General features: G+C 42.7%; 25 protein-coding genes and 1 tRNA gene. 9 read left to right on the top strand and 17 right to left on the bottom strand.

Annotated elements, in window-relative coordinates:
* Window positions 1-81: 81 nt before the first annotated feature.
* Window positions 82-279 carry a hypothetical protein gene (locus tag AB3N61_RS04690; RefSeq protein WP_020771387.1) on the bottom strand — a complete coding sequence of 66 codons (198 nt, stop codon included), beginning with the start codon at window positions 277-279 and terminating at the stop codon, window positions 82-84.
* Window positions 280-946: 667 nt separating this feature from the next.
* On the opposite strand from AB3N61_RS04690, the gene AB3N61_RS04685 reads away from it, so the two are divergent.
* On the top strand, window positions 947-1,162 hold the full coding sequence (locus tag AB3N61_RS04685; RefSeq protein ID WP_367898604.1) for a hypothetical protein: 216 nt from the start codon (window positions 947-949) through the stop codon (window positions 1,160-1,162).
* 417 nt (window positions 1,163-1,579) lie between these two features.
* On the opposite strand, the gene carB is transcribed toward AB3N61_RS04685, so the two are convergent.
* From carB to AB3N61_RS04660, 5 genes are all read right to left on the bottom strand, one after another.
* A complete protein-coding gene (gene carB, locus AB3N61_RS04680; protein ID WP_367898603.1) occupies window positions 1,580-4,891 on the bottom strand; it encodes a carbamoyl-phosphate synthase large subunit in 3,312 nt (1,103 codons plus the stop codon).
* Between the two features lie 71 nt (window positions 4,892-4,962).
* Entirely contained in the window at window positions 4,963-7,233 is a 2,271-nt protein-coding gene (locus AB3N61_RS04675; protein WP_367898602.1) for a sulfatase-like hydrolase/transferase, read from the bottom strand.
* Entirely contained in the window at window positions 7,214-7,798 is a 585-nt protein-coding gene (locus tag AB3N61_RS04670) for an RsmD family RNA methyltransferase (RefSeq protein WP_367898601.1), read from the bottom strand. Before AB3N61_RS04670 ends, AB3N61_RS04675 begins: the two co-directional genes overlap by 20 nt.
* A complete protein-coding gene (locus tag AB3N61_RS04665) occupies window positions 7,795-8,337 on the bottom strand; it encodes a hypothetical protein (protein ID WP_036091029.1) in 543 nt (180 codons plus the stop codon). The genes AB3N61_RS04670 and AB3N61_RS04665 overlap by 4 nt, the downstream gene beginning before the upstream one ends.
* 29 nt (window positions 8,338-8,366) lie before the next feature.
* Window positions 8,367-8,558: a hypothetical protein gene (locus AB3N61_RS04660; protein ID WP_367898600.1), complete on the bottom strand. Its 192-nt coding sequence runs from the start codon at window positions 8,556-8,558 to the stop codon at window positions 8,367-8,369.
* A gap of 106 nt (window positions 8,559-8,664) precedes the next feature.
* On the opposite strand from AB3N61_RS04660, the gene AB3N61_RS04655 reads away from it, so the two are divergent.
* Both AB3N61_RS04655 and AB3N61_RS04650 read left to right on the top strand, forming a co-directional pair.
* The gene (locus AB3N61_RS04655; protein ID WP_367898599.1) at window positions 8,665-9,657 is read left to right on the top strand and encodes a hypothetical protein; all 993 of its coding nucleotides are present in this window, start codon (window positions 8,665-8,667) and stop codon (window positions 9,655-9,657) included.
* 4 nt (window positions 9,658-9,661) lie between these two features.
* Window positions 9,662-10,021, top strand: coding sequence for an LIC12806 family lipoprotein (locus tag AB3N61_RS04650; RefSeq protein ID WP_367898598.1), 360 nt, complete (start codon window positions 9,662-9,664; stop codon window positions 10,019-10,021).
* A gap of 42 nt (window positions 10,022-10,063) precedes the next feature.
* Here the strand turns inward: AB3N61_RS04650 and AB3N61_RS04645 are convergent, their stop codons facing one another.
* Together AB3N61_RS04645 and AB3N61_RS04640 are read right to left on the bottom strand one after the other, a co-directional pair.
* Window positions 10,064-10,474, bottom strand: a complete 411-nt coding sequence (locus AB3N61_RS04645) for a type II toxin-antitoxin system VapC family toxin (protein WP_367898597.1) — start codon at window positions 10,472-10,474, stop codon at window positions 10,064-10,066.
* Window positions 10,475-10,705, bottom strand: coding sequence for a type II toxin-antitoxin system Phd/YefM family antitoxin (locus tag AB3N61_RS04640; protein ID WP_036091026.1), 231 nt, complete (start codon window positions 10,703-10,705; stop codon window positions 10,475-10,477).
* Window positions 10,706-10,930: 225 nt separating this feature from the next.
* On the opposite strand from AB3N61_RS04640, the gene AB3N61_RS04635 reads away from it, so the two are divergent.
* Window positions 10,931-12,976, top strand: coding sequence for an adenylate/guanylate cyclase domain-containing protein (locus AB3N61_RS04635; protein ID WP_367898596.1), 2,046 nt, complete (start codon window positions 10,931-10,933; stop codon window positions 12,974-12,976).
* 40 nt (window positions 12,977-13,016) lie between these two features.
* Here the strand turns inward: AB3N61_RS04635 and AB3N61_RS04630 are convergent, their stop codons facing one another.
* From AB3N61_RS04630 to AB3N61_RS04620, 3 genes are read right to left on the bottom strand one after another with little or no spacing between them, the layout of a single operon-like run.
* The gene (locus AB3N61_RS04630) at window positions 13,017-13,952 is read right to left on the bottom strand and encodes an energy transducer TonB (protein ID WP_367898595.1); all 936 of its coding nucleotides are present in this window, start codon (window positions 13,950-13,952) and stop codon (window positions 13,017-13,019) included.
* Entirely contained in the window at window positions 13,930-14,961 is a 1,032-nt protein-coding gene (gene ruvB / locus AB3N61_RS04625) for a Holliday junction branch migration DNA helicase RuvB (RefSeq protein ID WP_100722984.1), read from the bottom strand. Before ruvB ends, AB3N61_RS04630 begins: the two co-directional genes overlap by 23 nt.
* Window positions 14,962-14,970: 9 nt before the next feature.
* Window positions 14,971-16,110 carry a S1C family serine protease gene (locus AB3N61_RS04620; RefSeq protein WP_036091020.1) on the bottom strand — a complete coding sequence of 380 codons (1,140 nt, stop codon included), beginning with the start codon at window positions 16,108-16,110 and terminating at the stop codon, window positions 14,971-14,973.
* A gap of 93 nt (window positions 16,111-16,203) precedes the next feature.
* On the opposite strand from AB3N61_RS04620, the gene tmk reads away from it, so the two are divergent.
* A complete protein-coding gene (tmk, locus tag AB3N61_RS04615; RefSeq protein WP_020771399.1) occupies window positions 16,204-16,797 on the top strand; it encodes a dTMP kinase in 594 nt (197 codons plus the stop codon).
* On the opposite strand, the gene AB3N61_RS04610 is transcribed toward tmk, so the two are convergent.
* Both AB3N61_RS04610 and AB3N61_RS04605 read right to left on the bottom strand, forming a co-directional pair.
* Window positions 16,791-17,129: an LIC10421/LIC12816 family protein gene (locus tag AB3N61_RS04610; protein ID WP_020771365.1), complete on the bottom strand. Its 339-nt coding sequence runs from the start codon at window positions 17,127-17,129 to the stop codon at window positions 16,791-16,793. The two genes, tmk and AB3N61_RS04610, sit on opposite strands and share 7 nt — an antisense overlap.
* Window positions 17,130-17,300: 171 nt before the next feature.
* Window positions 17,301-17,627: a hypothetical protein gene (locus AB3N61_RS04605; RefSeq protein ID WP_367899121.1), complete on the bottom strand. Its 327-nt coding sequence runs from the start codon at window positions 17,625-17,627 to the stop codon at window positions 17,301-17,303.
* A gap of 205 nt (window positions 17,628-17,832) precedes the next feature.
* Here AB3N61_RS04605 and AB3N61_RS04600 point away from each other — a divergent pair.
* Window positions 17,833-17,904 (top strand) — tRNA-Arg (locus AB3N61_RS04600).
* A 730-nt stretch (window positions 17,905-18,634) separates the two neighbouring features.
* Here AB3N61_RS04600 and vapC read toward each other — a convergent pair.
* A complete protein-coding gene (gene vapC / locus AB3N61_RS04595) occupies window positions 18,635-19,036 on the bottom strand; it encodes a type II toxin-antitoxin system tRNA(fMet)-specific endonuclease VapC (protein WP_020771126.1) in 402 nt (133 codons plus the stop codon).
* Window positions 19,033-19,263: a type II toxin-antitoxin system antitoxin VapB gene (gene vapB / locus AB3N61_RS04590; RefSeq protein WP_020771312.1), complete on the bottom strand. Its 231-nt coding sequence runs from the start codon at window positions 19,261-19,263 to the stop codon at window positions 19,033-19,035. The genes vapC and vapB overlap by 4 nt, the downstream gene beginning before the upstream one ends.
* Window positions 19,264-19,576: 313 nt before the next feature.
* Here vapB and AB3N61_RS04585 point away from each other — a divergent pair, with 313 nt between their 5' ends.
* The 3 genes from AB3N61_RS04585 to AB3N61_RS04575 are packed head-to-tail and all read left to right on the top strand — an operon-like array spanning window position 19,577 to window position 23,312.
* Complete coding sequence (locus AB3N61_RS04585) at window positions 19,577-21,220, top strand: DUF3556 domain-containing protein (RefSeq protein ID WP_020771318.1); 1,644 nt, start codon at window positions 19,577-19,579, stop codon at window positions 21,218-21,220.
* The gene (locus tag AB3N61_RS04580; RefSeq protein ID WP_367898594.1) at window positions 21,220-22,677 is read left to right on the top strand and encodes a phytoene desaturase family protein; all 1,458 of its coding nucleotides are present in this window, start codon (window positions 21,220-21,222) and stop codon (window positions 22,675-22,677) included. Before AB3N61_RS04585 ends, AB3N61_RS04580 begins: the two co-directional genes overlap by 1 nt.
* Complete coding sequence (locus AB3N61_RS04575; RefSeq protein WP_020771534.1) at window positions 22,674-23,312, top strand: TetR/AcrR family transcriptional regulator; 639 nt, start codon at window positions 22,674-22,676, stop codon at window positions 23,310-23,312. The genes AB3N61_RS04580 and AB3N61_RS04575 overlap by 4 nt, the downstream gene beginning before the upstream one ends.
* A gap of 10 nt (window positions 23,313-23,322) precedes the next feature.
* Here the strand turns inward: AB3N61_RS04575 and AB3N61_RS04570 are convergent, their stop codons facing one another.
* On the bottom strand, window positions 23,323-23,760 hold the full coding sequence (locus tag AB3N61_RS04570; protein ID WP_020771162.1) for a TIGR04452 family lipoprotein: 438 nt from the start codon (window positions 23,758-23,760) through the stop codon (window positions 23,323-23,325).
* A gap of 33 nt (window positions 23,761-23,793) precedes the next feature.
* Window positions 23,794-24,441, bottom strand: a complete 648-nt coding sequence (locus AB3N61_RS04565) for a hypothetical protein (protein ID WP_367898593.1) — start codon at window positions 24,439-24,441, stop codon at window positions 23,794-23,796.
* Window positions 24,442-24,627: the final 186 nt, after the last annotated feature.

Genomic DNA, 24,627 nt, shown 5'->3' with positions numbered 1-24,627 from the left:
CCTTGATAGAATTATAAGATTATCTTCTTCCTTTATCGGATTATGTCGTATTGAGCGAAAGCGGGGTAGGAACTCCTGGCCTCAATTATACCCAGCAAGTTCTTCCAAGATCCATGCGTGAGCATCCTGAACGGTTTTGTACAAGTCTTCCAACTTATGAAGATCCATTTTCAGGGAACCGTTCTCAAAGTGTAAGTGCACATGTCCGCAATTGGCGCATAGATCCACGACGAAATAGCTTCTTTCTGAGATCCGGATCGGGCGGCAGTATTCTTCCATAGATATCCTCTTTCCGAAAAGGTTCTTTTTTCGTTAGGAATTGTCAAATTGATTTTGAGACTCATTATTGACAATTCCTAACAATACAACATACATTAGCAAAATAAAGGAAAAGGCCTGGGCGGCCCACTCGCTTTGCTCGGTCGCGCTGCTTCGATTTCGCGCATTCGCGCTCATCCGGGCTTCGCCCGGACTAAAGATCTACGCATCGCTGCCGCGGAAACGTTATAACGCAAAGGCACGAAGAATAGAGGATATTTGGAGAAGTTAAGCAAAAGACTCTTCTTATCTTGGCAGCTTTGCATGAGAAACGAATACTAAAGGATCGCTTACACTTTTATCCCGTTTGTATAAACAAAACCTGAGGTTCTATTACAGATATATGAAAAGAAAGGGTCCCATTAAAAAATATCTTGTTCGCTACATAAAAACAACTAACGTTAAACTTGTTTTTTTGATAAACATGATAAACCGAGAGAAATTATATTCGAAAGCCATAATATTTTTATTTGGGCTATTCTTTGCGAATGGTTGTGAATGTCCTTTGCCTTGCACCCCCGCGGCGGACCCGCTCACCCAACTGCTTGTCACAATCCTTTTTCCACCGACACCTCCCTTTTCCGGATCGTGTACATTACAAAACGATTGTATAGATTTCCGTGGAGCAATGTTTGAATCGGTTCATGCAAACATATGCGATTCTCAAGGAGGGATTTATAAATCCAATTTTCGGTGTGATCTGACTGGAAAATCGGCAGAATGTTCCTTATTAAAGGAAACGACTCTTTTTAGATTAAAATACTATTATAATGTTTCTTGGGATGGAAACTCTTCAATAGATCATTGTGAGAATAAATTAAAAGGAGTTTACTCCAGTATATGAGCCCCAAACTTCCATCCAAATTTTTTCTATCATTAGGGATGATCTTGATAATCGGAGTCTATTTATCCGCCCCCTTTCCTAATGACTCTCCAGGATGTTGCTCCGCTACCACTCATCCTATCATTGATTATATGCCGAATACCGCTTATTGCGATACTCCTGACTCATCTAGTTGTAATGAACTTTCTATCGATGGTTCGTATTTAGGTTCTATTAAAAAACTTTGTCCTATCTATTTTCCAAATTCAACAAATGTAGATATTTGTCCGCAAACAAGAGTAGCGACATGTCTTGTTAAAGGGTACTCAATCAAAAAAATTTATTTAAGTACGGGCTCCACGCCCTGGGATCTGAGTTCAGCAACGACAGATTGTTCTAACTTAGGTGGGACCTTAGAATAAACCGAAATTTTATGTCTTACTTAGAACTATGGATCTCTTGCAAAGAACGGATCGTAAATCCTTTATCGGTCATCTCGATCATTCCTCTAATGAGGGCCTTGGCTGCACTTGCAGTGGTCAAACAAGGGATCTTATAACGGATGGCTGCTTGGCGGATCGCAAAACTATCGTCTCTGGTCACTCTACTGAGAGGCGTATTCAGAATAAGATGGATCTTGTTCTCTCTGATATAATCTAACGCAGTCGGGAATTGGTTATCGTATACCTTATTGATCTTAGAAGAAAGTATTCCGTTTTCGGATAAGAACTTATGGGTTCCTTCGGTAGCGATTAAAATGAATCCTAGATCAGAAAGATCCTTGATATACTTTAATAATTCCTTTTTGTCCTTATCGTTTACGGAAACGAATACCGTACCCTGAGAAGGAAGTTCTTCTCCGGCCATGTATTGGGATTTTAAGAATGCCTCACCTGCTGTGTCGGCAATTCCCATGACCTCTCCTGTGGATCTCATTTCAGGTCCAAGGATGGTGTCCACTCCGGGAAATTTATTAAAAGGTAGTACGGCTTCCTTCACGTTCACAGTCGGGAAAGACATTTCTTTCGGGAGTGGGAGTTGTTGTAAAGTTTCCCCCATCATGATACGGGTAGCGTATTTGACAACAGGGTGGCCAAGCGCTTTGGATACGAAAGGAACGGTTCTAGAAGCTCTAGGATTCACCTCGATCACATATACAACTTCTTCCTTGACTGCGTATTGGATATTGATGAGTCCTTTGACTTGTAATTCCAATGCGAGCGCTCTGGTTGCGCTCCTGATATCATCCAATACTTTTTTGGATAAGGATTGAGGAGGAAGAACACATGCGGAATCTCCGGAATGGATCCCTGCTTCTTCTATATGCTCCATGATCCCTGCGATAAACACGTCTTTGCCGTCGCAAAGCGCGTCCACGTCCACTTCGACTGCGTCTTCCAAGAAGGAATCGATGAGAAGGGGCCTGTCTTCCGAAATTTCCTCGGCCTTCTCCATATACTTATCCAACTCTTTTTCTTCGCTGATGATAAGCATGGCTCTGCCGCCCAATACGTAACTTGGACGAACCAGTACAGGATAAGTGATATGATTTGCGATCTTTCTCGCTTCTTCCATGGAAGTAGCGATCCCGTTCTTAGGAGAGATCAATTTCAGTTTTTCTAATACTTCTGCGAAACGTTTTCTGTCTTCCGCCCTATCGATGGAATCGGGACTGGTCCCTAAAATGGGAACTCCCCTACTTTCCAGATCTTTTGCAAGTTTAAGCGGGGTTTGTCCGCCGAATTGGATAATCACTCCTTCCGGTTTTTCCTTTTTGTAGATCTGCATAACATCCTCTAATGTCAGAGGTTCGAAATACAATCTGTCGGAAGTATCATAGTCGGTAGAAACCGTTTCCGGGTTGGAATTCACCATAATGGATTCCACTCCCAGATCTTGCAGAGCAAAGGATGCGTGGCAGCAGCAATAATCGAACTCTATTCCTTGTCCGATCCGATTCGGCCCGCCTCCCAGAATGATTACGGATCTTTTAGAAGTGACGTTTGTCTCGTCCTCTTCGTCGTAAGAAGAATAAAAATACGGCGTATAAGCTTCGAATTCTCCCGCGCAGGTATCGATCCTTTTATAGATAGGTTCTATTTTAGAAGATTCTAATGCTGCTTCCAGGTTCTTTTCTTCTTTTTTGAGAATGGAACCTATCTCCGCTTTTTTCTTATCAGGAGTTTGAGAAGAAGAGAGGACTTTTTCTATCTCAGCTTTTTTGGCAAGATAAGCCAGCTGCCGATTGGAGAATCCCGCTTTTTTCAGCTTTCCTAAAACCGAATTCCCTTTGGTCGCAAATTCTTTTTCCAGATTTTGCAGGTCTTCGAATTGGTATAAGAACCAAGGATCGATCTTACATAGTTCGTGGATCTTTTCTACGCTGTAACCTTCTTCCAACGCTTTTTTAACGTAGAAGATACGTTTATCGTTCGGTCTGCGTAAGAATGAATCGATCCTTTCTTTTCTCTGAGGAACGGATAAAGAATGGAATTCCACCAATTCCGCAAAATTTCCGTCGGAACCGAAACCGAAACGATCGATCTCCAAAGAACGCATCGCTTTTTGGAAACTTTCTTTAAAAGTCCTTCCGATTGCCATAGCTTCTCCCACGGCTTTCATCTGGACTCCGAGAGTATCGTCCGTTCCCGGGAACTTCTCGAAAGCAAATCTTGGGATTTTTGTCACCACATAGTCGATGGACGGCTCGAAAGAAGCAGGAGTCACTCTTGTAATATCGTTTTTGATCTCATCCAAGGAATACCCGATGGAGAGTAACGCAGCGATCTTCGCGATCGGAAATCCCGTAGCCTTAGAAGCAAGCGCGGAAGATCTGGAAACGCGAGGGTTCATCTCGATTACGATCACATCTCCGTCTGCCGGATTCACTGCGAATTGGATATTGGATCCACCGGTTTCGACCCCGATCTCTCGGATGATGCTGATGGACATATCTCGTAAATTTTGGTATTCCTTATCGGAAAGTGTTTGTTGAGGAGCGACCGTGATAGAATCCCCGGTATGAACCCCCATAGGATCTATGTTCTCGATGGAACAAATGATCACTACGTTGTCCGCGAGGTCTCTCATTACCTCTAACTCGAACTCTTTCCAACCCAAAACGGATTGTTCCAATAATACCTGGCTGATAGGAGAAGCCTTGAGACCTTTTCCAACCACTTCGTCGAAAGTTTCTTCGTCGTAAGCGATCCCTCCTCCGGTCCCACCCAGAGTGAATGCAGGTCTTACGATGAGAGGAAGTCCTATCTGGGCTTTGATCTCTGCCGCTTCTTTTAAATTATTTGCGAGCCCGGAACGAGGGACTTTGACCCCGATTTTCTCCATCGCTCTTTTAAAAAGTTCTCTATCTTCCGCTTTTTTGATCGCATCGATCTTGGCGCCGATCAATTCTACATTATATTTTTCTAATAACCCAGCGTTATGACAGGCTAAGGCCAGATTTAATGCGGTTTGACCTCCCACAGTAGGTAGGATTGCGTCCGGTTTTTCTTTTTCTAAGATCTTTTGGACAACCGAGACGGTTAGAGGTTCTATATAAGTCGCGTCCGCCAGATCCGGATCGGTCATAATGGTGGCGGGATTGGAATTGAGAAGGATCACTCGAATTCCTTTTTCTCGTAGTGCTTTGGCAGCCTGGGTGCCGGAATAATCGAATTCACAGGCTTGGCCGATGACGATCGGCCCGGATCCTAGGATCAGAACGGAGCGGAGATCTTCCCTTTTGGGCATATTATTTCCAGGATTTTTATTCCGGCCTGTACTTCAAGTCTTTCCGAACAAGAAAGAAAAAAGCGGTCGGATCAAAGTTCTGATTTTGGGAGGAAATAGTCTCCCGCCTTCTTCCATTTCCCGGAACCCAGTAGTAGGAGCTCCAACTTACGCTGCAAATCACCACAATAAGAAGCAGGAAGCGGTTTCGTATTCCATGGATCGGAAATCCTATCGTAACAGGAATACAACACACCATTCGGGCTCGGAACATAGATCAGCTTTTTGGTCCCGGTTTGGAGCATTCTATGTTTGGAAAAAAGAACGGTCTCTTTTGCATAGGGATCGGAAACTGTCACACTATTTCCGTCATTCGGATCGATCGTATGTAGCTCCAAAATATTCGGATATCGGATACGATCCTTCTGAAAAAAATGCTCTCCCCGATCCGAAAACCAAATCCCGGTCTCGGAATACACAGACCGATCCTCTATCCAAGTATCTTCTTTTGGAAGCCTGGTCAGATCTTTTCCACGGAGAGAAAGTCCTGGGTCTGTAGGAACTCCTACGATAGATAGGATCGTCGGGAAAACATCTACCGAACTTGTAATCCCTTTAAAATTGCGGACTTCCTTTCTTTCGAAAGATTTCGGGAACTTGATGATAAGAGGGATCTTAGTCACACCTTCCCCTCTTAGATGTTCTCCATGACCGTGGCTATGATCCTCTTCGAACAGCGACTCTCCATGGTCGGAAGTGAGAATGATAAGCGTATTGTCGTATAATTCTCTTTTTTTCAGCTCTTCTACAATTTTCCCTACGGAAAAATCGAAAGAAGTCAGAGAAGCGGAATAAACGGAACGGATCTGATCCTGTTCTTTTTTATCAGGCTTTTCAGAATTACTCGGATCCACAAAACGAAAATATTTGGAAGGTCCGTAATAATTTGGATCCGTATTCTTATAAAAGGGATACGGAGGACTATAAGGAAAATGAGTTACGGAAGAAAAATACAGGGCAAAAAACGGCCGATCTTTTTTATCGAACACCGAGAATAGATCCGGAAGAATCCGAGAATCATCCCCCAGGCTCGGAAGAGATCGGATAGAAGAAAGATATTCCCCTCCCCCGAAAAAAGTCCCGGTCAAAACGGGTAGAAAGAAAACTTGAGACTCGATCGTTCTCTGTTGAGTCAACGTCTCCGCACTAAAATTAGGAGCATATACATTTTGAAATCCCCAATTCGCTCTCGGAAAAATATCGCCTGCAAAAGAAGAGACAACGAATGTTCTATGAGATTTTCCTAAAATACCTGGAAGTGTAGCGACCGTATTTCCTAATTTAGAACGATCTTCTTTATCCGGGAACATATCCTGGATCCCATGTTCAAAAGAATATTTACCGCTTAAAAAATCCGCCCAAGAAGGAAATGTCCTAGGGATCGTGGAATGATGGTCCAAAAACACGAGAGATTCGGAAGCTAGGCGATCTATATTCGGGGTCTTATCCTTCTCCCCTCTTACAAATCCCAATCGGTCCTGGCGTATACTGTCCGCAGAAATGATCAGGACATTTATATCCGAAGAATGTCTCAAGCCTTCTTTAGATACCGCGCTCTCCCGCTTCTCCAAACCGGATCCTGTAAAAAAAGAAAATCCGAAACCTAAGAGCACGACCGCAGCAAAGACGAGATCCTTTTTAGAAGGAGAAAATCGAATATCGAAAGAATATAAAGCGGAAGCGCTTAAAATTCCCCAAGTAGATCCCAAAAGATGAAAAGAATAAAATAATATTATAAAAACCGTATATCTGATCAAAGATTCGTAAGACTTAGATTTCCAAAAACCGAATCCGGTCCGAACTACCTGCACCGCTAAAAATAAAAATAGGACGGACTTAAAGAAGAATGGAGAAAAATTGTCCGTAATAAAATATAAAAAACCTACCGCCCAAGCATGCCTATAATAGAAAAATTCCCCGTATACTTGAGGATATTCGGAAACAGATCCGCAAAATAGAAGGAACAATACGGAAAATAAAATTAAATAAATCTTATATATTGGGATTTTTTTTCGGTTCCTCCAATCTGAATGATCGGGACCTAAAAATAAAATGACCACACCAACAAAAAACGCATAAGAAGAAACGATTACTCCCCCTAAATCTTTAAGCAATAAAGGTACAAGTCCGTAAAAAAGAGAAATAAATTCGCTGATATCCACTCCCATCACATGCAAAGATGTATTTGTGAGTAGACAAAGAAGTGTAAGAACAAATACGAAAACCCCGGAATGGACCCATGGATTCCCGGAGTGAAATTCGGATCGAAGAAGATTTTTAAATTTAGACCAGAACTCGGACATTCAAGGTATTCCTTCCGAAGGAACGAGGAGTAAATCCTTCCCAATCCAAAGGAAGCGGAGACTGAACAATAATTGCAGCCACACCCGGTTCGTTTTTGATGATCTCCTCCACTATCTTTTTCAATTTTTCCGTCTTCTTCTCCCAGAAAGAATAAGGAGGGTCCATAAAATATACTTTTGTTTTTTCAGGAATATCGAAACCGGAATAGAACCGGAACGCATCCTTGCGTAAAACTAAATGAGGTTTTCCTAATTTATCCAAAACACCTTTCAGGCTTTCAAATCTATCCCATGCAAGTTCCAAAAATACCGCTCTGGCAAAACCTCTACTCAAGGATTCGATGCCCATCTGGCCGGAACCTGCAAATAAGTCCACAAAGGCGGAATCTTCCAGGTTCAAACGACCTTGGAGTTGTAAGGACTCAATGATATCAAATAATGATTTTTTAATGATCGCCGGAGTAAAATTACTCTTACCCTCGGGACTAACTGGAGAAGGGATCAATCTCCCTTTTAATTCCCCGGTTTGTATCCGAAGACCTTTCGATTTTTTTCCCGGTTTCATTTTTCCTCTTTTTTCTTTTCCAGACCGATCTCTAAGATCCGGATCCGTTTTCCCAATTTGGAATCCGCCGGCACTGATTTAAGTTTTGCCAAAACGGAACTCGCCGCCTCGTATTCCTGGGAAGAATACAATATACATGCGTATGTGTAAACACCTTCGGAGTATCGAACCGAAGACTCTCCCTTATATAGGAAAATTTTTCCCCAACGACTTCCGGATTCGTATGATTCCAAAACAAGTGCGCGTTCTAAAAATAAAAAAACGGAATTATAAAAAATGGAAGGTTGTTCCTTGGATCTGGAATAAATACTTAAAAGAGTTTTATCTATCTCCTCCAGATTGGATTCGGAAGCTACATATAATAAAAGGATCTTATAATCCAATTCTCCGGATCTAAGTCCCGATCGGGAAACTTTTACTAAGGTGTCATAGTTTCCTTTTTTATAATATTCATATATTTGGTCGAAATCCACCGAATAAACGGGAACCGAAAATAAAAAGATAACGGTAAGATGAATTAAGGCGGTCCGAAACGAAATTTTGGGGAAAAAGCCGGACCGCTGAAAGATTAGAGTTCTATTACGTTTGAAGAGCCGCACATGGAGCAGATATGATTTTCTGGGCCGTCGTAAGATCCGTCTGCATCATCTTCCCAACGATGATCACAATCCTCGCATACAAAAGTTACGGCGTCCTCGTCGAGGTAATCCTCGTCGCCGTCTGTTTCGTAATCCTCGTCAAAATCATAATTATAAGGCATATTTACACGGAATCCAGGAGGGGTTCGAGAGTCAAGCTAGAGTAGGAATTCCAACCCTAAAAAATAAGTGAAAGGTCCGGGCTTTTTTTAGAATCTGACTTTAGACATGCTCTACCAAGCCAACCACAGAAGTTACAGAAAAAAAGCGAATTACAAACCTTTAGTGTTCTTTTTGATCCTGCTAGGTTTGGCAGGGATCGCCTTTTTTTTCAGACAAGATATCAAAAACCTGTTCGCGGGAGACAGGCGTTTACTTCTGGAGAAAGAGAGAAAACTACTCCAAGAAGGAATCGTAAAAGGTGAGCCAAAAGAAGGGGAGATTAAAGAATTCAAATCTACCGCAAAAGATTTTGTGACTTCTAATCCTAAAGAAGGGATCTCTTACCATTATGCGGCTCTTTCGGGATATTACGAATTTTTACTATTAGGTTTTAGATTTGATTCGGTCACTCTTTCCAAAATCGCATATACCGGTTTCCAAGAATTTTTAGAACAAGATAGTTCTTACCTCCCTCTTGTGGAAGATTCGTATAGACAAGCTCTTAGGGCACAAGCAATCGATCCGGAATTTTTAGAATCGACCGATAACCGATATCTGATCGCATTCGGAGAATCCATTCGACAAAAACTCAGTCGTTCGGCTTTGAATAAACTTCTGATCTCCATAGAACCCGAAAAATTAAGTCCCGAATTAAAATCGGGTTATGCTTGGACCTGTTTGGTAGGAAGTGCACTTTCCGGAAATACCGAGTTCTTGAAAAAGATACTCTCCAGGCAGGACATCTCCGGCTCCTTACTGCTTTCCGCAAGAGAATCCGATTTTTTGATCGCTTTGTCCGAATTCAGGGCAGGACAATACGTTTCTTCCTTAGATTATTTAAGAAGGGTCAAAAATGTGAACGAGGACTTTCTAACGGGAAGTTCTAAAATTTTAGAAGCTAGGATCTTCTATTACCAAAATCTTTCACCGAAAGCGATCGCATTATTGGAGGAATATTATCCTAACTCGGGAGACAGAAAGGAAGAAGTCCTTGAACTCGCAAAAGAAATACTCTCCAAGAACCAAACCCTGAAAACGAAATTGCCCGTAGAGGATTAAGAAAATGAAATATTCTTTCTTTCTATTTCTTTTGACTTTTTTGGCTTGCGGGGTAAAACCTGTGCCTCCTCCCGCAGGAAAATTCTGCGAGCCTATGCTCAAAAACACTCAATGTGTATATCTGGATTTCAGGAATTCTAAGGCGATCTTAGAAGATAAAGAATATCCGATGAAATCCACAAGCACCTTGAATTTTTCTTATAAAGTGGACGAGGTTTTTTACGAAGTGCAAGTCCTGAACGAGAACAGAGTCAAGATCACAGGCACAAACGGGTTCCAAAAAACATTATTAAAACTGAAAGATAAAGACGAGAGAAAAAAAGAATACGCTAAACTTTGGAAGGCGATCCAGGATCTGTTTTAGATCGTGTTATAGTCGCCTCGCTCCTGAAACCCGCGTGGCGGGCTATATAGAGATCACCTTTAAGTTTCCCTTTTTACTATATTTAATGATTTCCTTATCTTTAGTGACGAGCTCCGCATTTAGAACTCTTGCAGTGGCTACGATAATCCTGTCTGCAGGGTCCCCGTGAAAGGAATCGGGCAAATTTACACTTTCTACGATTACTTCCGGAGTTAAACGATAAGGCTGGATCCCCGGAGCAGTATACGCATCTTGCAACCATCGATTCAAGGTTCCGGAGATCTGGATCCTTTTTTTGACTATAAGCATTCCTACCTCCCAGCCGGATATTTCGGAGATATAAATCCCTCTGTGAGGAATATGCCTGTATAATTTCCTCAGAATGGGTTCTTTTTCCATCTTAGGATCTCCTTCCATGAGCCAAATCCAGGCGTGAGTATCGAGAACGATCATCTATTTGGAATCCGCATCCCAACGTAATCCTAAACTAGGAACGATATCTTCATTCTCTTGGATCCGTCCTTTTAGATAACCGAATAAGCGTGCCGCGGTGTTATCTTTGATGGTCACAAGCTTGGCCACAGGTTTTCCGTGTTTAGTGATGATCACTTCTTCCTGGGTTTCTTGGACCATGTCCATTAGGCTTAGACATTTGGTTTTAAATTCGGCTGCGGATAGTTGCATACGCCAAATCATAATATGACCAGTCATGGATGTCCAGTTTTTTATCAAAAATTGCTCGGAATCCTTGTTCGGCTTGAATTTTGGAAGTATATAAGCCTGAAATTCCGGAATACTACTCGAACGAGCGATACGCATATTCTTCCATCAAATAATTTCGGAAGAATCGACCGGGTCGCAAAAAATGCTCGCTCGAATGAGTTTTTTCTCCCCTATTGATCTACGCATATGAGTGATTCAGGCCGTCGAATTCGTTTTTTCATTTTTGCTATCCTTATTTGTTTTCTATCTTTCTTTTCTTGCGCCGAAGCCAGAGGTAAGGAAAGACCTATTGCGGAAAATGGGAACCTCGATTTAAGTAACTGGGATTTTACAAAGGACGGAACGTTAGAATTAAACGGAGACTGGAGATATTATTGGAAAGAATTCATTCCTCCTAAAAATTTTCAAGACGATCTTGTTTCAGAACCAAGCGGGTTCATTCCGGTTCCAGGAGTTTGGAACGGTCATCTTTTAAATGGAAACCCCTTACCTGCTGTAGGGTACATTACGTATCATTTAAGATTATATCTTCCGGATCACTCTCCCGATCTTGCGATACGAATAGATGACGGCCAAGGTTCCGCATATTCCTTATATTGGAACGGCAAGTTAGTCGCCTATAATGGGCATCCGGGATCTTCTCCGGAAGAAGAAAGTCCGGAATATCTTGCTCAAACTAGTTTTGTTCCCCATTCCAAACAAGTGGATCTAGTGATGTATATTTCAAATCACTATCATCGTAATGGCGGCTTCCAAATGCCGATCTTACTCGGAGACTCCGCCGAAATTTTCTCAGCGAGAGACAGGAACAGGATTACGAGTGCGTTTTTGGCGGGAGCATTACTGATCATGGGGCTGTATCATATAGGCCTCTTTCTATTTCGCAAAAAAGAAATGGAGATCCTTTGGTTCTCCCTTACTTGTATAGTTATTACCTCCAGAGTACTTACCAGCGGAGAAAGATTTATAGGAGAATTATTCCGAGATGTTCCATGGAACTTTATGGTCAGAATAGAATATCTTTCCTTTTATCTAGGAGTACCTTTTATGGCGATGTTTCTCAGAACTTTGTATCCCGCTCAGTTTAACAAAACCGCTATGATTGTCATTTTCACTCTATCTATTCCTCCTTGTCTTTCCATCATATTGCTTCCTCCCGCAATTTTCAGTTACACTCTCCCTTACTACCAAGGCCTAATCGTATTTTCGGGAATTTACAGCATGATCATGTTGACGATAGCCATATTCAAAGGGCTACAGGGAGCAAAATTAATGTTACTCGGCTTGGGGATCTTCTTCGCGGCAGTATTGAACGATTTTATTTTTTACCAATTCCATATAGGGCCCGGATATCTTACTCCCGCTGGTTTATTTCTTTTGACATTTGCTGATGCGGCGACTTTGGGCAGAAGGATCGCAAGCGCATTCAATACCAGCGAAGAATTATCCGTTAATTTGGAGAAGAAGGTAATCGAAAGGACGAAAGAACTCGCAGAAGAAAGAGACCGAACGGATTTACTATTGCTGAATATTCTTCCCAAAACCGTTGCGGAAGAATTAAAATCCAAAGGATCGGTCACTCCCGTATATTACGAATCTGCGAGCATACTATTCACAGACTTTGTCGGATTTACTAAAATTGCGGCGGAAATGTTGCCGAAAGATCTGGTCGAAGATCTACATAATTGTTTTTCCGAATTCGATTCGATAGTTTCTCGTTACGGTTTGGAAAAACTAAAAACGATCGGCGATTCTTATATGTGCGCGGGAGGAATTCCGAATACCAACTTTACCCATGCGGTGGACAATTGCCTTGCCGGTTTAGAATTTCTGAGATTTATGCAAAAGACGGCAGAGATGAAATCTAAAATGGGTCTTCCATTCTGGGAGTTGAGAGTGGGAATTCATACAGGACCCGTAACATCCGGAGTGATCGGTTCCAATAAATTCGCCTACGATGTTTGGGGGGACGCAGTCAATCTTGCAAGTAGAATGGAATCTTCGGGTAAACCTGGATATTTAAATGTCTCCGGTTCCACCTACGAACTAATCAAAAATTTCTTCGTATGCGAACATAGAGGAAAGATCCAAGCAAAAGGTAAAGGAGAAGTGGATATGTATTTCGTAAGTTCTATCCACCCCGAACTCTCAGCGGAATCCAAAGGAATTACACCGAACGAAAAATTCGAAACCTTAAGAAAGGAATTAAATTTGAAACTAAGCGCCGTATGATCTTCGAAGCGGACGTTTCGGAAGAAATATTAGATATTTATTATCTTCGGTAAATACGAGGAAAGATAAAAGTAATTCCGTAGATCATTCCCTGTGCTTTTACTTCTTCCGGGACCCTTCCGAAGTTTTGTCCCCTAAGTGCATCCACACAGGATTGGTCCACAAGAGGTTGCCCTTGAGAAGAGATCAATTTCGTATCGATTACCTGGCCTGCGTCGTTCAATAAAAATTGGACTTTTGCTTCGCCTGGTTCGATCGCTTCTCGGATTACCGTTCCCGCACCGTCACGATAACCGTAGTTTCCGCCACCCGGAGGAGAAAAACTTTGTTCGATCTGGCGAAGCATTCTTTTGAAATACTCATAACCTACTAACTTCTTAGTAGGAACACTCATGGAAGAACTCCCATCCCAACGAAAAAGCATGTCTTGCTGGAAACGATAATTGAACGGGATCTTCGTGAGTCTTCCGGTGGCCGGGGTTTGCTCCGGAGTTTGTTCGTTCGGATTGGTAAATTCCACCGGATCCTGTTTTAGGATAGCGACTTCGTATACTTTTTCCTCTTCCGTTTTCTTTTGGGAATTCTCGGGAGTCGCCTTAGAAGGATTTCTAAAAATATTTCCCATCACGAATTCGCGAAAAGGAGAGAGTGTATGAAATCCCTTCTCTTTTGTGATCCCGCCGGAGCCCGCGGACTCTACATTAGATAAAGCTTTGTATTCGTCCTTGATCCTTTTGTCCACGAACTCCTGTTCTAAGAGGACTTCGTAGATTTTTTCTCGTTCTGATCTTTCTTTTACCTGAACAAGCGGATCTTCTCCCAAGATCTTAAATAGAATATTACGTGTGAATAAGTGTGCTACTAAGAAAGAAGCGAATGCGAATACAAAAAACGCGGCAAATAGAAGGCGACGATCGTCCTCTCCTAAATCTCCTGTAGTATCTATTTCACTTTTAAAAAAGGCCGGGAGCCGCATCTTCTTCTATTCTTTTGCCGAAAGCCGGGGGAACTCTATCCATCAGCTTGTAAGCCTTCTCCGTGGCAACTCTACCGGAAGAGGTTCTATTGATCAAGCCAACTCTTACCATATAGGATTCGTAATGGTCTTCCAGAGTCCTTTCTTCCTCTCCGATGACCGCAGCGATCGGTTTCAGGCCGACTGGGCCGCCTTTGTATCGATCGATCATACATTCCAAGATCTGGCGATCCATTCTATCCAGACCCAATTCGTCTATTCCGAGGCGGGAAAATGCCTCTTCGCAAGCGGGAATTCGGATCTGTTTTTCTCCTTTTACCTCTGCAAAGTCCCTCACTCTTTTGAGTAGATGATTTGCAATCCTAGGAGTTTTTCTGGATCTTCGTCCTATTTCAAAGGCTGCATTCTCTTCAATTTCATAACCCAGGATCTTGGAAGATCGGAGAACGATATCTTTCATCTCGGCATCGTCATAATATTCCAAACGGAAATGGATCCCGAATCTGCTCTTGAGGGGATCCGAGATGAGCCCACTTCGAGTGGTAGCGCCGATCAAGGTGAACGGTTTTAATTTGATTTGGATTGTCTGAGCAGTGATCCCTTCCCCCACGAGAAGATCGATCATGAAATTTTCCATCGCAGGATATAAGATCTCTTCTACCTTGCGGCCTAGGGAATGTATTTCATCGATAAATAATATATCTCTTTCTTCTAGATCGGTCAGAAGTTTTGCAAGATCTGCCCCTCTCGTTAAAACGGGAGCAGAAGTAACTACGATCCTAGTGCCAAGCTCCTGGGAAATAATACCTGCGAGTGTGGTCTTACCTAAACCGGGTGGCCCGGATAGAAGTACATGATCCAGGGCCTGCCCTCTTTTTTTAGCTGCGCCTACGAATACGCCTAGATTAGACAGGATCTCTTTTTGTCCTATAAACTCGGAGAATAAGGAGGGACGAAGAGATATCTCATCGTCGAATTTATCCTCCGGATTTAAGGTATGTCCTGCCAAAAGATTATATTACTCCGCCAGCTTGACCGAAATTTTTAGGACCTGGCCTTTTCGGAAGACTAGGACGGAAATACGCTGGCCCACTTTAGAAGCCCTGATCTTAGAAACCACTTCATTCGCGTTTTTAATCTTGGTTCCGTCGATCTCCAAGATCACGTCTTCCACGTCGATACCTGCTTCTGCCGCGGCGCTACCATTCTGTACCTGGCGAACGAATGCACCTTCCGGTCCGGAAAGTTTAAGCTCTTTAGCAGTCTCTTCGGTAAGATCGTCTAACGCGACTCCGAGGCGGGCACGTTTGACTTTTCCGCCCGATTTTAATTCTTCTACGATCGTCTTCGCTTCGTTGATCGGGATGGCAAAACCTAAACCGATGGAGCCGCCGCTCGGAGAAACGATCATACGGTTGATACCCACTACCCTTCCGTTGATATCCAGAAGTGGTCCTCCCGAATTTCCTTGGTTGATCGCAGCATCCGTCTGGATATAATGTACTCCGGAATTATCGATCCCACCTCTTCCTACTTTGGAGATCACTCCCACTGTCATGGATTGTTCCAGACCGAATGGAGCGCCGATCGCGATCGCCCAGTCTCCCACTTTGACTGCCGAAGAATCCCCAATCTCGATCGGTTGTAGATCTTGGCTTGCCTCCACTTTTAGAAGTGCAACGTCGATCATCGGATCCGTTCCGATAAGCTTTGCCGAAACGGGTTCTTTTACATTTTTGAAAACTACTTTAAATTTATCGAAATTACGAACTACGTGATCGTTGGTAAGAATATATCCTTCTTTGTTGAGGATAAAACCGGAACCAAGTCCGCTCACTTTTCTTTTTTGGTTTCTGACCCTACCTTGTGGTCCGTAAAAAAATTCCTGAAACGGATCGTTGTATTGGGGAACGTTGACTGTCCCTTCGGTTGCGATCAGCACTACGCTTGGAGAAACGTTTTCGTAAACTTCTTCGAATGCTTTTTGAATAGAGACTGCGGCTTTTGCGGATGCGCTCGGTTCTCTATCCGATTTTGCATTTAAGAATAAAGCGCTGTCACTTCCTGTTCCGCAATATAAGATCGGAGAAAGGATCACTCCGGCCATAACGGATATGCCTATCACCAGGAAATTTTTGAATCTGTCGTTTTTTTTCATGGATTCCTGCCCTCGGGAATGGGATTCCGGTAGATGAGCTTTCAGCATTCGAAGCAAAACCACTCATGTCAAGTGGCTTTCCGATTCAAAGGCATGGCACAAATACCTGGATTTTACGTTTTTGAAGGTTTGGACGGAAGTGGCAAAAGTACCCTTTCCGTCCGGGTCTTAGACCTTCTTACCTCCAAACATGTTCCAGCAATTTGTTTTGCGGAACCGACTCGATACGAATCCGGGCTGTACTTGCGAAAATTTTTAAGCGGAGAAATAGAACTTTCTCCCGAAAAACAGATCGAAGCGTTTCTGGAAGATCGGGAAGTCTCGCTTCAAAGGAATATTCTACCTTCCATCGCTGAAAAAAAGATCGTGTTATTGGATCGATATATGTATTCTACGGCCGCTTACCAGTCCGGAGAATTTTTTTCCGCAAAGGAGATCCTAAAAAAAAATTTAGACAGGGGATTTCCGGAACCTGAAAAAGTTTTTTATCTGGAGATTGAACCGGAAGAAGCTCTGGCAAGACTAAAAGGAAGAGATACTACAAAAGACAGATTCGAAACGATCAGCGCTTTGACAAAGATCAAAAAAGCATACGAGGAAATTCTTCCGGAGAATACAGTCCGTCTAGATGCCAAACTATCTACGGAAGAATTATTAAAACTTGTATCCGAAAAAATCCCTTATTGAACCTGAGATTGTTGCAAAGTTTTTAAAGTTTCTTCGTGAATAGAAGCTTCCTTTTCCAATTGAACCGCTAGTTCTATTAACTTCTTCTTACGAGCCCCAGAGTGATTCGGTTCGGAAGAAGCAAGTTCCCTCAAATGACTCGCCTCGTTCCTTTTTTTCTTGGATAGATTGGTCAGGTATTTTTTAAATGCCTCTTTTTGTTCTTGTGTGGTCAAACTTTCCACTAACGCCTTTTCGATCAGTTTTGTTTCTTCCTCTGCGGAGAAGGACGAAAGTGTAAATGGGAATAGGGACAGAATTGAAATTAGTCCGACAAAAAATTGGATCTTCATCTTGACTCTCTTTGATTGTTCTTAAGGCCGATTTGTGTATTTGGTCCGGCCAAACTCAAGTGTTTACAGAATACAAATTCTGAACAGCAAATTTCTATGCTCCATGATTCTCAGAGCCAATCCCCAAAAATCGAATGAAACAGTTTATTGAAGTATTTTCGGTGATTGGCTCTAGAAGATCTGGCCTATGTCTATGAATAGCTGGGAATCTTCCCTGGACTTGGCGTAATCTATCAAGATCACTGTGGCTTGGTTCCAGATGATTCTCAAACCTGCGCCGTAAGAAAATTTATAACCTTTCGTGCTGATATCATGATATCCGTTGATGAGATCTGCTTGGTAGTCTTGTGTACGCTTTGAGGTCCCGTTCGGATAATCGTATGTGCGGATCACATTCTGAGAAAACTCGGGAGCGACAATCCAACGAAAGGCACCCCAAAAAGTTTTATCCACGGAAAATGTAGCGGTGGTAGAACAAAATTCATACGTATTATACAAACGATTACTTTCATACGGATATATAGATCCGGAAGAAGAAGGTCTGCGATCGAAAAAATCGAAACAGGAAGTAAGAAGCAGGCTAGAAAAAAGCGGTAAAATGTAAGCAAAAAACCTCGGATACCTCTCCTGAAATTTCCGTAAAATCCATGCTCCAGGAATCAGATTGACTGCTTGGGTAACTCCCAAAAACTCACCTACATAAGTACCTATAGCTCAACGGATAGAGTACAGGCCTCCGGAGCCTGGGGTCCGGGTTCGAGTCCCGGTAGGTACAGAGGACTCGAAGCTTTTGCACGAAAGCATTTGCAGCGATCCGTAGAGAGCGTCGCAAATGCGCCGCGAGCCCATGGATGGCGAAGCGAGTGCAAAAGACGCCGTGGAGCCAAATCGAGCAGGATGCGAGATTGCGTAACGGCGAGTCCCGGTAGGTACAGAGGACTCGAAGCGAAAGCTGGAAAGCGATCTTAGCGACCCATAGGGAGCGTAAAAGATCGCGTGCGAAACACAGGATGTGTTGAGCCCAGCTTGAGACGCCCCAGAGCTTAGTTGGCCAGGATGGACAACTGCGTCGGGGCGAGTCCCGGTAGGTGCATTCCGGCAATTATAAATTTTTGTTCGGTTTTAATCATTCTCGCAATTCAATCGGCTCACTCGTTTGACCTTCGGTCACCGACTCCTTCGGGTCGTCTTCTCGCTCCTAGGGTCGCTGCGAAGGGTACAAAATTCCAAGCAAGAAACGTATTGGACTCGAAGCGAAAGCTGGAAAGCGAGCTTAGCGACCCATAGGGAGCGTAAAAGATCGCGTGCGAAACACAGGATGTGTTGAGCCCAGCTTGAGACGCCCCAGAGCTTAGTTGGCCAGGATGGACAACTGCGTCGGGGCGAGTCCCGGTAGATACACTCCTGCAATTACAACTTTTCGTCCGGTTTTAACCATTCTCGCAATTCAATCGGCTCACTCGTTTGACCTTCGGTCACCGACTCCTTCGGGTCGTTACCTCGCTTTACAACCAGTTATCCAGCTTTAACTCTTTAATCCTTTTGAACTCTTTTTCATTATTAGTCACAAGGATATAATCATGGGAAATAGCTTGAGACGCGATTAATAGATCGAAAGGGCCTATCGGTTTCCCCGATTTTTCTAAACGGAAGCGTATTTTAGCCGCAATCTTCGATGAATTGCTATCGAATGGTAATATATTTAAATATCCGATAAAATCAGATAATGCTCTTCTGTTTCTCTCATTATGAAGGCTTTTTTCGACTCCAAAATATAATTCAAATTCCGTAATAGAAGAGATATAGATATTCTCTAAAGCTACCTTTTTTAATTTTTTATAAACCGGATCAGGTCTTTGATTTATGATATAAATACAAATGTTCGTATCTAAAAGATACTTTTTCATATAGGATCGCGCCTATCGTAATCCTTAGGCTGAGCTCTTTCTATTTTGAAATCGGCGGAAAATCCATTTAGAGCATTCCAAAATCTATCTACAGCATCTTCGATCGGGGTCAATACTACGGTTTCTCCTTCCTTATGGATATAGACCTCTTTGCCTTTAAATCTATATTCTTTCGGAAGACGAACTGCCTGGCTATCTCCATTTTTGAATATTTTGGCTCGATTCATAAATATATATACTGAAATATATATTTATGAATATGTCAAGATCTTTGTTTCGCACAGAGTTTACGAAGGCCTCAAGAGGGGCTTGGTATAAAAGGAAAACTTTTCTAGCAATACCCGCGAAGGATCGAGCCGGGGTCACAAAAATCGCGAATGCGATTTTTTGACCGGAGGCGAGAGCCTGACCCGAGCGAAGCGAGTGGGCGCGGCCCTCCCGTAAAACACATTCTAAATATGACCAATCAGTCATTTTTTCTTGACATTTCTCTATACTGTAGTATATCACTCCCTCTAAATATAGAATACGGAGAGAAAGATGTTCCTTCCTAAAGCTCCCCCTTATGATGCCTTGGCCTGGGCGAAAATGTCATTCGCAGATAGGGCCCGTTTGTCCTGCCAAGCCTGGGCAGTCCAAGGTTACGGCTCCCCTCTCGGGGCATATATCGTATATGTTTTAAAAATCGCATTGTACATTGCAGGTTGGATCTATTTCTGTTCTTTTAGTCCAGGACTCGGAACATGGGGAACTGTTACTTGGTGGTTTGTTCCGGTGGCGTTTCAAAAAGCGATCGTATGGAGTTTGTTATTCGAGGTTCTGGGACTTGGGTGCGGAAGTGGTCCTTTAACCGGAAGATATTTCCCTCCCATTGGAGGATTCTTATACTTCCTAAGACCTAAGACCACCAAAATGCCTTTATTCGAAGGAGCTCCTATCATAGGAGGAAAGACCAGAGGAATTCTGGAAATCGTTGCTTACGCTTCCGTTTTGGTTTATTCCGTTCTCTGTTTGATCCACCCTGCGCCGGGATTCGAACAATTTTTGCCGATCATCATCAGCTTGGTAATCGCAGGTATATTAGATAAAACTGTTTTTCTTGCTGCAAGAGCGGAACACTACTGGGTAACAATAGTTGTGTTTGCATTCGCACAAAACTGGATCGCGGGTGCGATGATAGTCCAACTTTCCATCTGGTTGTTTGCAGGATTTTCCAAACTTAACTCCCACTTTCCGAGCGTTGTCTGCGTGATGGCAAGTAATAGCCCATTCACACCTTTCGCTTGGTTCAGAAAGGCGATGTATAAGAATTACCCGGAAGATCTTCGTCCTTCTTCCACGGCCGTAGCGAAAGCGAATATGGGAATCGTTCTAGAAATGGGAACTCCAATCGTTTTATTTACGGCGATCATGACCGGTTCCCAAACAGTTCTATACTTAGGACTCGGAATGATGGTATTCCTACATAGTTATATCACAAGCAACTTCCCGATGGGAGTTCCGATTGAATGGAACTTCCTCGTGGTTTACTCAGGGTTCTTCTTATTTGGAGCGAATCCGACCATCACTCCTTTCCAATTGGAGTCCGCACCTGTTGCCGCTTTCTTATTCGTGTTCTCTTTAGCTCTTCCGTTGATCGGAAATATCAGACCGGATTGGATCTCCTTCTTACTTGCGATGAGATATTACGCAGGAAATTGGGCGGTAAGCGTATGGATGTTCAAAGAAGATAGTTATAAAAAATTGGAGAAGCTTACCAAAACTTCCGGATGGTTGTACGACCAGTTGGATATGTTTTACGAAAGAAAAGTTTCGGTAGGTTTGGTGAGTAAGGTGATGGCGTTTAGACTCATGCACCTACACGGAAAAGCATTCCAAAAATTAGTTCCGAAAGCGGTCAAAAATTTTGAAAAGTACGAATGGGTAGAAGGTGAACTGATCGCCGGTATGGTGGTAGGATGGAACTTCGGAGAAGGTCACTTACATAGCGAACAACTACTTAGATCCGTGCAGGCACAGTGCGGTTTCAAAGATGAAGAACTACGTTGTATCTTTATAGAAGGGCAACCGTTAGGAAAATCCACAATTCACTACAGAATCCACGACGCTGAGAAAGGATTGTTAGAAGACGGAAAGATAGAAGTTGCCGATTTGAAGGAACTCCAACCCTGGCCGACTAAATAATGGATTTCAGCTCCGAAGAATATGATATTTGTATCATAGGTTCCGGCCCGAACGGACTAGCGGCAGCATCCGTTCTGGCTAATTCCGGACTTTCCGTTTTGGTATTGGAAGCTTCTGATACGATAGGCGGCGGTTTGCGAACGAAAGAGTTAACCTTACCCGGTTTTCTCCATGATGTTTGCTCCGCCGCTCATCCTATGGGAATTTTATCTCCATATTTAAAAACACTTCCTTTGGAAAAACACGGATTAAAATGGATAGAACCGGAAGCTTCCGTAGCACATCCTTTGGATGGGGAATCCGCGGTATTACTAAAATTATCTTTAGAGGAAACCGCAAAAGATTTAGGTGCGGATAAAAAATCCTATATAAAATTGATCTCCCCTTTTCTCAAAGATCCGGAAGGACTTTTGTCCGATGCGTTAGCTCCTCTTGGCATACCGAAACATCCTTTTTTACTGGCGAGATTCGGATTATTAGGACTACGTTCCGCAAAATCGATCGCTAATTCTTGGTTTAAAGAAGAAAGAGCCAAGGCCTTATTCGCGGGTTGCGCGGGACATGCGATCTTTCCATTGGAGAAATTTTTAAGCGGAGCTCTAGGACTTTTGTTCTCTTTGACTGGACATGTACGCTCCTGGCCGGTAGTAGAGGGCGGATCCGCAATGATCGCAAAATCCCTGGAGTCCTACCTAAAAGGTCTCGGAGTAAAGATCCAAACGAATTATAAGGTCTCAAGTCTTTCCCAACTTCCTAAAACAAAGGGTATTCTTTTTGATACAAGTCCGGATCAATTAGCTTCGGTAGCAGGAAATACATTATCCTCCTCTTATATAAAAAGAATATCATCTTATAATTACGGACCGGGAGTATTCAAGATGGATTGGGCCTTAGATGGACCTATCCCTTGGAAAGATTCCCGTTGTCTGCAAGCATCCACAGTTCACTTGGGTGGAAAATTTTCCGAAATTGCAAAGGCCGAATCGGAAGTATGGTCGGGAAAACATCCGGATCGTCCCTATATGTTGGTTGTCCAACAAAGCCAATTCGATCCGACCAGGGCTCCTAAAGGAAAACATACAGGATACGCATATTGCCATGTTCCTTCCGGTTCCACAAAAGATTTGACTGAAGTTCTGGAAGCCCAGATCGAAAGATTCGCTCCGGGTTTCAAGGACAGGATTTTAGCCCGACATTCCATGAATACAAAGGACTTTTATTCCTATAATTTAAACTATGTGGGGGGAGCGATCACCGGAGGAGCGGCAGATCTTACACAAGCATTCTTTCGACCGATCGCAAAGATGGATCCGTACACGACTCCTAATCCTCATATATTTATTTGTTCCGCATCCACACCTCCCGGAGGAGGAGTACACGGTATGTGTGGATATCACGCGGCTAAAACTGTATTAAAAAAAATTCATAAACTAAAGTATATTCGTTATTCCCAATGAAACTAATAACTTCCGGGTCCAGAAGACAGGACAACAAAACAAAAAATAGAAATGCGATCCTAAATGCGGCTCGTAGGGTTTTTGCAAGTGTAGGATTCGAGGCTTGCTCCACCAGAGAAATCATCCGAGAAAGCGGGCTTGCTCAGGGAACTTTCTATAATTATTACAAAGATAAGGAATCCGTAATGCAAGACATTGCGGATGAATTAGCCGAAGGAATCCGAAAGGGGATCAGAGAGGCCCGTGCAAAAGCGGAAAGTCCTTTGGCTTTTTTAAGCGATGCCTACTTTGCCGTCTTCCAAGTGATGATGCAGGATCGAATTCACTTAGATCTATTGACCAGGAACAGGGATATTATTCGGGGATACCTATTCCAAGGCGGCTCGATGACCTATATCTTGGAAGAATTAGACAGTGACTTGGAAAGAATGGTAGCTGCAGGAGGTTTTCCTGCGCATCCGATCCGCATCACTTCCGTTATGATGGTAGCCGCCGGGTTCGAAGCGATGGTTCTCCTAGCAAAAGAAGACAATTACGATCTTAGAAAATTATCCGATTATCTAGGTCTTCTCTTCCAAGGAGGGATACATAACGTTTCGAAAGTGATCCAGGAAGATGGGGAATTGCGTCGTTAAAAAAGATTTTTTATTCGCCGCTATTCGAACTTTTACCGATATTCCGATCAAAAAACATATCGTTTGGATTTAAACGACAAGTTCGATTGGTCATGAACGAAGTAAAAGAATCATAATCAGCGACGACCCCTAAAAATTGGATCACTTGAGCACAGTCGTCGACATCCTTCTTTTTATAATATTTGGATTCATCCAGATTGAAGACCGTCTCATTTATAAAAGATGCTAAGATGACTTGAGCCATCACATAAGAATCCAATTCGGCCCCAGTATAACCTTGGTCAGTAAAATATTCCGTAGCAGTCAAATAATCCCCTACTTTTGCCGCAGCCAATAACTTTTCCTTGGCCTCATCTCCTTTGTAAGTATCCGTTATTCCTAATGTATCCACTGCGATACAATTCAGAACGAAAAGTAGCATCAATATTGTGAAATAGGTTCGTTTCATCGTTTTTTTATGCCTTTGTTTATTATTTTAAAATTATTTCACAAACTCACAGCCGGGTTTATCCATGCGCAAAGGCGTGGGCTCTATAGAAAATAAAATCCGATCTCCAATGTTGTATCGTATGTATTTACTGGGATCGATTTTATCTTCAGTCAATATTTCAGGATTTCTAAAATGAACTCGAATAGACTGACCGGGCTGAAGTTCTACAACTTTAGTTATGCTCCCGCCACCTATATTCGAACGGTTCCGATTATAGCTAAAGATAGAATAGCTGGATTTTCCGACCGGAACAGGAATATAATATTCACAGCCTGAAATAAAATTAAATCTCGGAGCGGATTGAACTATCGGAGGTAGACTATCCCAATTAGAATAAAACTTTTTCCAATACCAATCTTCCGGCTGTAAACTTCGATTGGGCAACCAATCATTCTCCAAAAATATTGTGAGATAATAAGTCTTCTTATCTCTTTCCGAAACGAAAAGTCCTGGAGGAAAATATGGAGATTCTGGACCTAGATCCGGAAAATTAAATCTCAGATACGTGCTATCAAAACTTTCTATGTCCCAGTAATTATAGTTCGGGCCGATCGGACCACAGAAGTACAGATTTGCAAAACTCAATATAAGCACGAAATAAATGAGAATTCTTTCATAACGAAAACATAAACTACTCATTTACAGGATTCCTCCGCAGGCAAACACCATTTCTCATATCACTTTTCAGCAATTAAAATTCGATCCCAACTCACAGACCGGCTCTTCTTCACCGGGGCGGTTCTTTTCGATATTAAGATTTAAATTCGCTCTATTCATAAGCGCGTTTTGAACTTTCCAGCTAATGCCTATCCCTTTTTCATGCAT

This window comes from Leptospira sp. WS58.C1 (assembly GCF_040833995.1).
Classification (GTDB): Bacteria; Spirochaetota; Leptospiria; order Leptospirales; family Leptospiraceae; genus Leptospira_B; species Leptospira_B cinconiae.
The sequence above is the reverse complement of the archived record's forward strand: the minus strand, read 5'-3'. Positions and strand labels throughout refer to the sequence as shown.

Excerpts from the sequence above, each read along its gene's own strand:
- AB3N61_RS04690 (WP_020771387.1), bottom strand. The coding sequence starts at position 279 with ATGGAAGAATACTGCCGCCCGATCCGGATCTCAGAAAGAAGCTATTTC.
- AB3N61_RS04685 (WP_367898604.1), top strand. The coding sequence starts at position 947 with ATGTTTGAATCGGTTCATGCAAACATATGCGATTCTCAAGGAGGGATT.
- carB (WP_367898603.1), bottom strand. The coding sequence starts at position 4,891 with ATGCCCAAAAGGGAAGATCTCCGCTCCGTTCTGATCCTAGGATCCGGG.
- AB3N61_RS04675 (WP_367898602.1), bottom strand. The coding sequence starts at position 7,233 with ATGTCCGAGTTCTGGTCTAAATTTAAAAATCTTCTTCGATCCGAATTT.
- AB3N61_RS04670 (WP_367898601.1), bottom strand. The coding sequence starts at position 7,798 with ATGAAACCGGGAAAAAAATCGAAAGGTCTTCGGATACAAACCGGGGAA.
- AB3N61_RS04660 (WP_367898600.1), bottom strand. The coding sequence starts at position 8,558 with ATGCCTTATAATTATGATTTTGACGAGGATTACGAAACAGACGGCGAC.
- AB3N61_RS04655 (WP_367898599.1), top strand. The coding sequence starts at position 8,665 with ATGCTCTACCAAGCCAACCACAGAAGTTACAGAAAAAAAGCGAATTAC.
- AB3N61_RS04650 (WP_367898598.1), top strand. The coding sequence starts at position 9,662 with ATGAAATATTCTTTCTTTCTATTTCTTTTGACTTTTTTGGCTTGCGGG.
- AB3N61_RS04645 (WP_367898597.1), bottom strand. The coding sequence starts at position 10,474 with ATGATCGTTCTCGATACTCACGCCTGGATTTGGCTCATGGAAGGAGAT.
- AB3N61_RS04640 (WP_036091026.1), bottom strand. The coding sequence starts at position 10,705 with ATGCAACTATCCGCAGCCGAATTTAAAACCAAATGTCTAAGCCTAATG.
- AB3N61_RS04635 (WP_367898596.1), top strand. The coding sequence starts at position 10,931 with ATGAGTGATTCAGGCCGTCGAATTCGTTTTTTCATTTTTGCTATCCTT.
- AB3N61_RS04630 (WP_367898595.1), bottom strand. The coding sequence starts at position 13,952 with ATGCGGCTCCCGGCCTTTTTTAAAAGTGAAATAGATACTACAGGAGAT.
- AB3N61_RS04620 (WP_036091020.1), bottom strand. The coding sequence starts at position 16,110 with ATGAAAAAAAACGACAGATTCAAAAATTTCCTGGTGATAGGCATATCC.
- tmk (WP_020771399.1), top strand. The coding sequence starts at position 16,204 with ATGGCACAAATACCTGGATTTTACGTTTTTGAAGGTTTGGACGGAAGT.
- AB3N61_RS04610 (WP_020771365.1), bottom strand. The coding sequence starts at position 17,129 with ATGAAGATCCAATTTTTTGTCGGACTAATTTCAATTCTGTCCCTATTC.
- vapC (WP_020771126.1), bottom strand. The coding sequence starts at position 19,036 with ATGAAAAAGTATCTTTTAGATACGAACATTTGTATTTATATCATAAAT.
- vapB (WP_020771312.1), bottom strand. The coding sequence starts at position 19,263 with ATGAATCGAGCCAAAATATTCAAAAATGGAGATAGCCAGGCAGTTCGT.
- AB3N61_RS04585 (WP_020771318.1), top strand. The coding sequence starts at position 19,577 with ATGTTCCTTCCTAAAGCTCCCCCTTATGATGCCTTGGCCTGGGCGAAA.
- AB3N61_RS04580 (WP_367898594.1), top strand. The coding sequence starts at position 21,220 with ATGGATTTCAGCTCCGAAGAATATGATATTTGTATCATAGGTTCCGGC.
- AB3N61_RS04575 (WP_020771534.1), top strand. The coding sequence starts at position 22,674 with ATGAAACTAATAACTTCCGGGTCCAGAAGACAGGACAACAAAACAAAA.
- AB3N61_RS04570 (WP_020771162.1), bottom strand. The coding sequence starts at position 23,760 with ATGAAACGAACCTATTTCACAATATTGATGCTACTTTTCGTTCTGAAT.
- AB3N61_RS04565 (WP_367898593.1), bottom strand. The coding sequence starts at position 24,441 with ATGAGTAGTTTATGTTTTCGTTATGAAAGAATTCTCATTTATTTCGTG.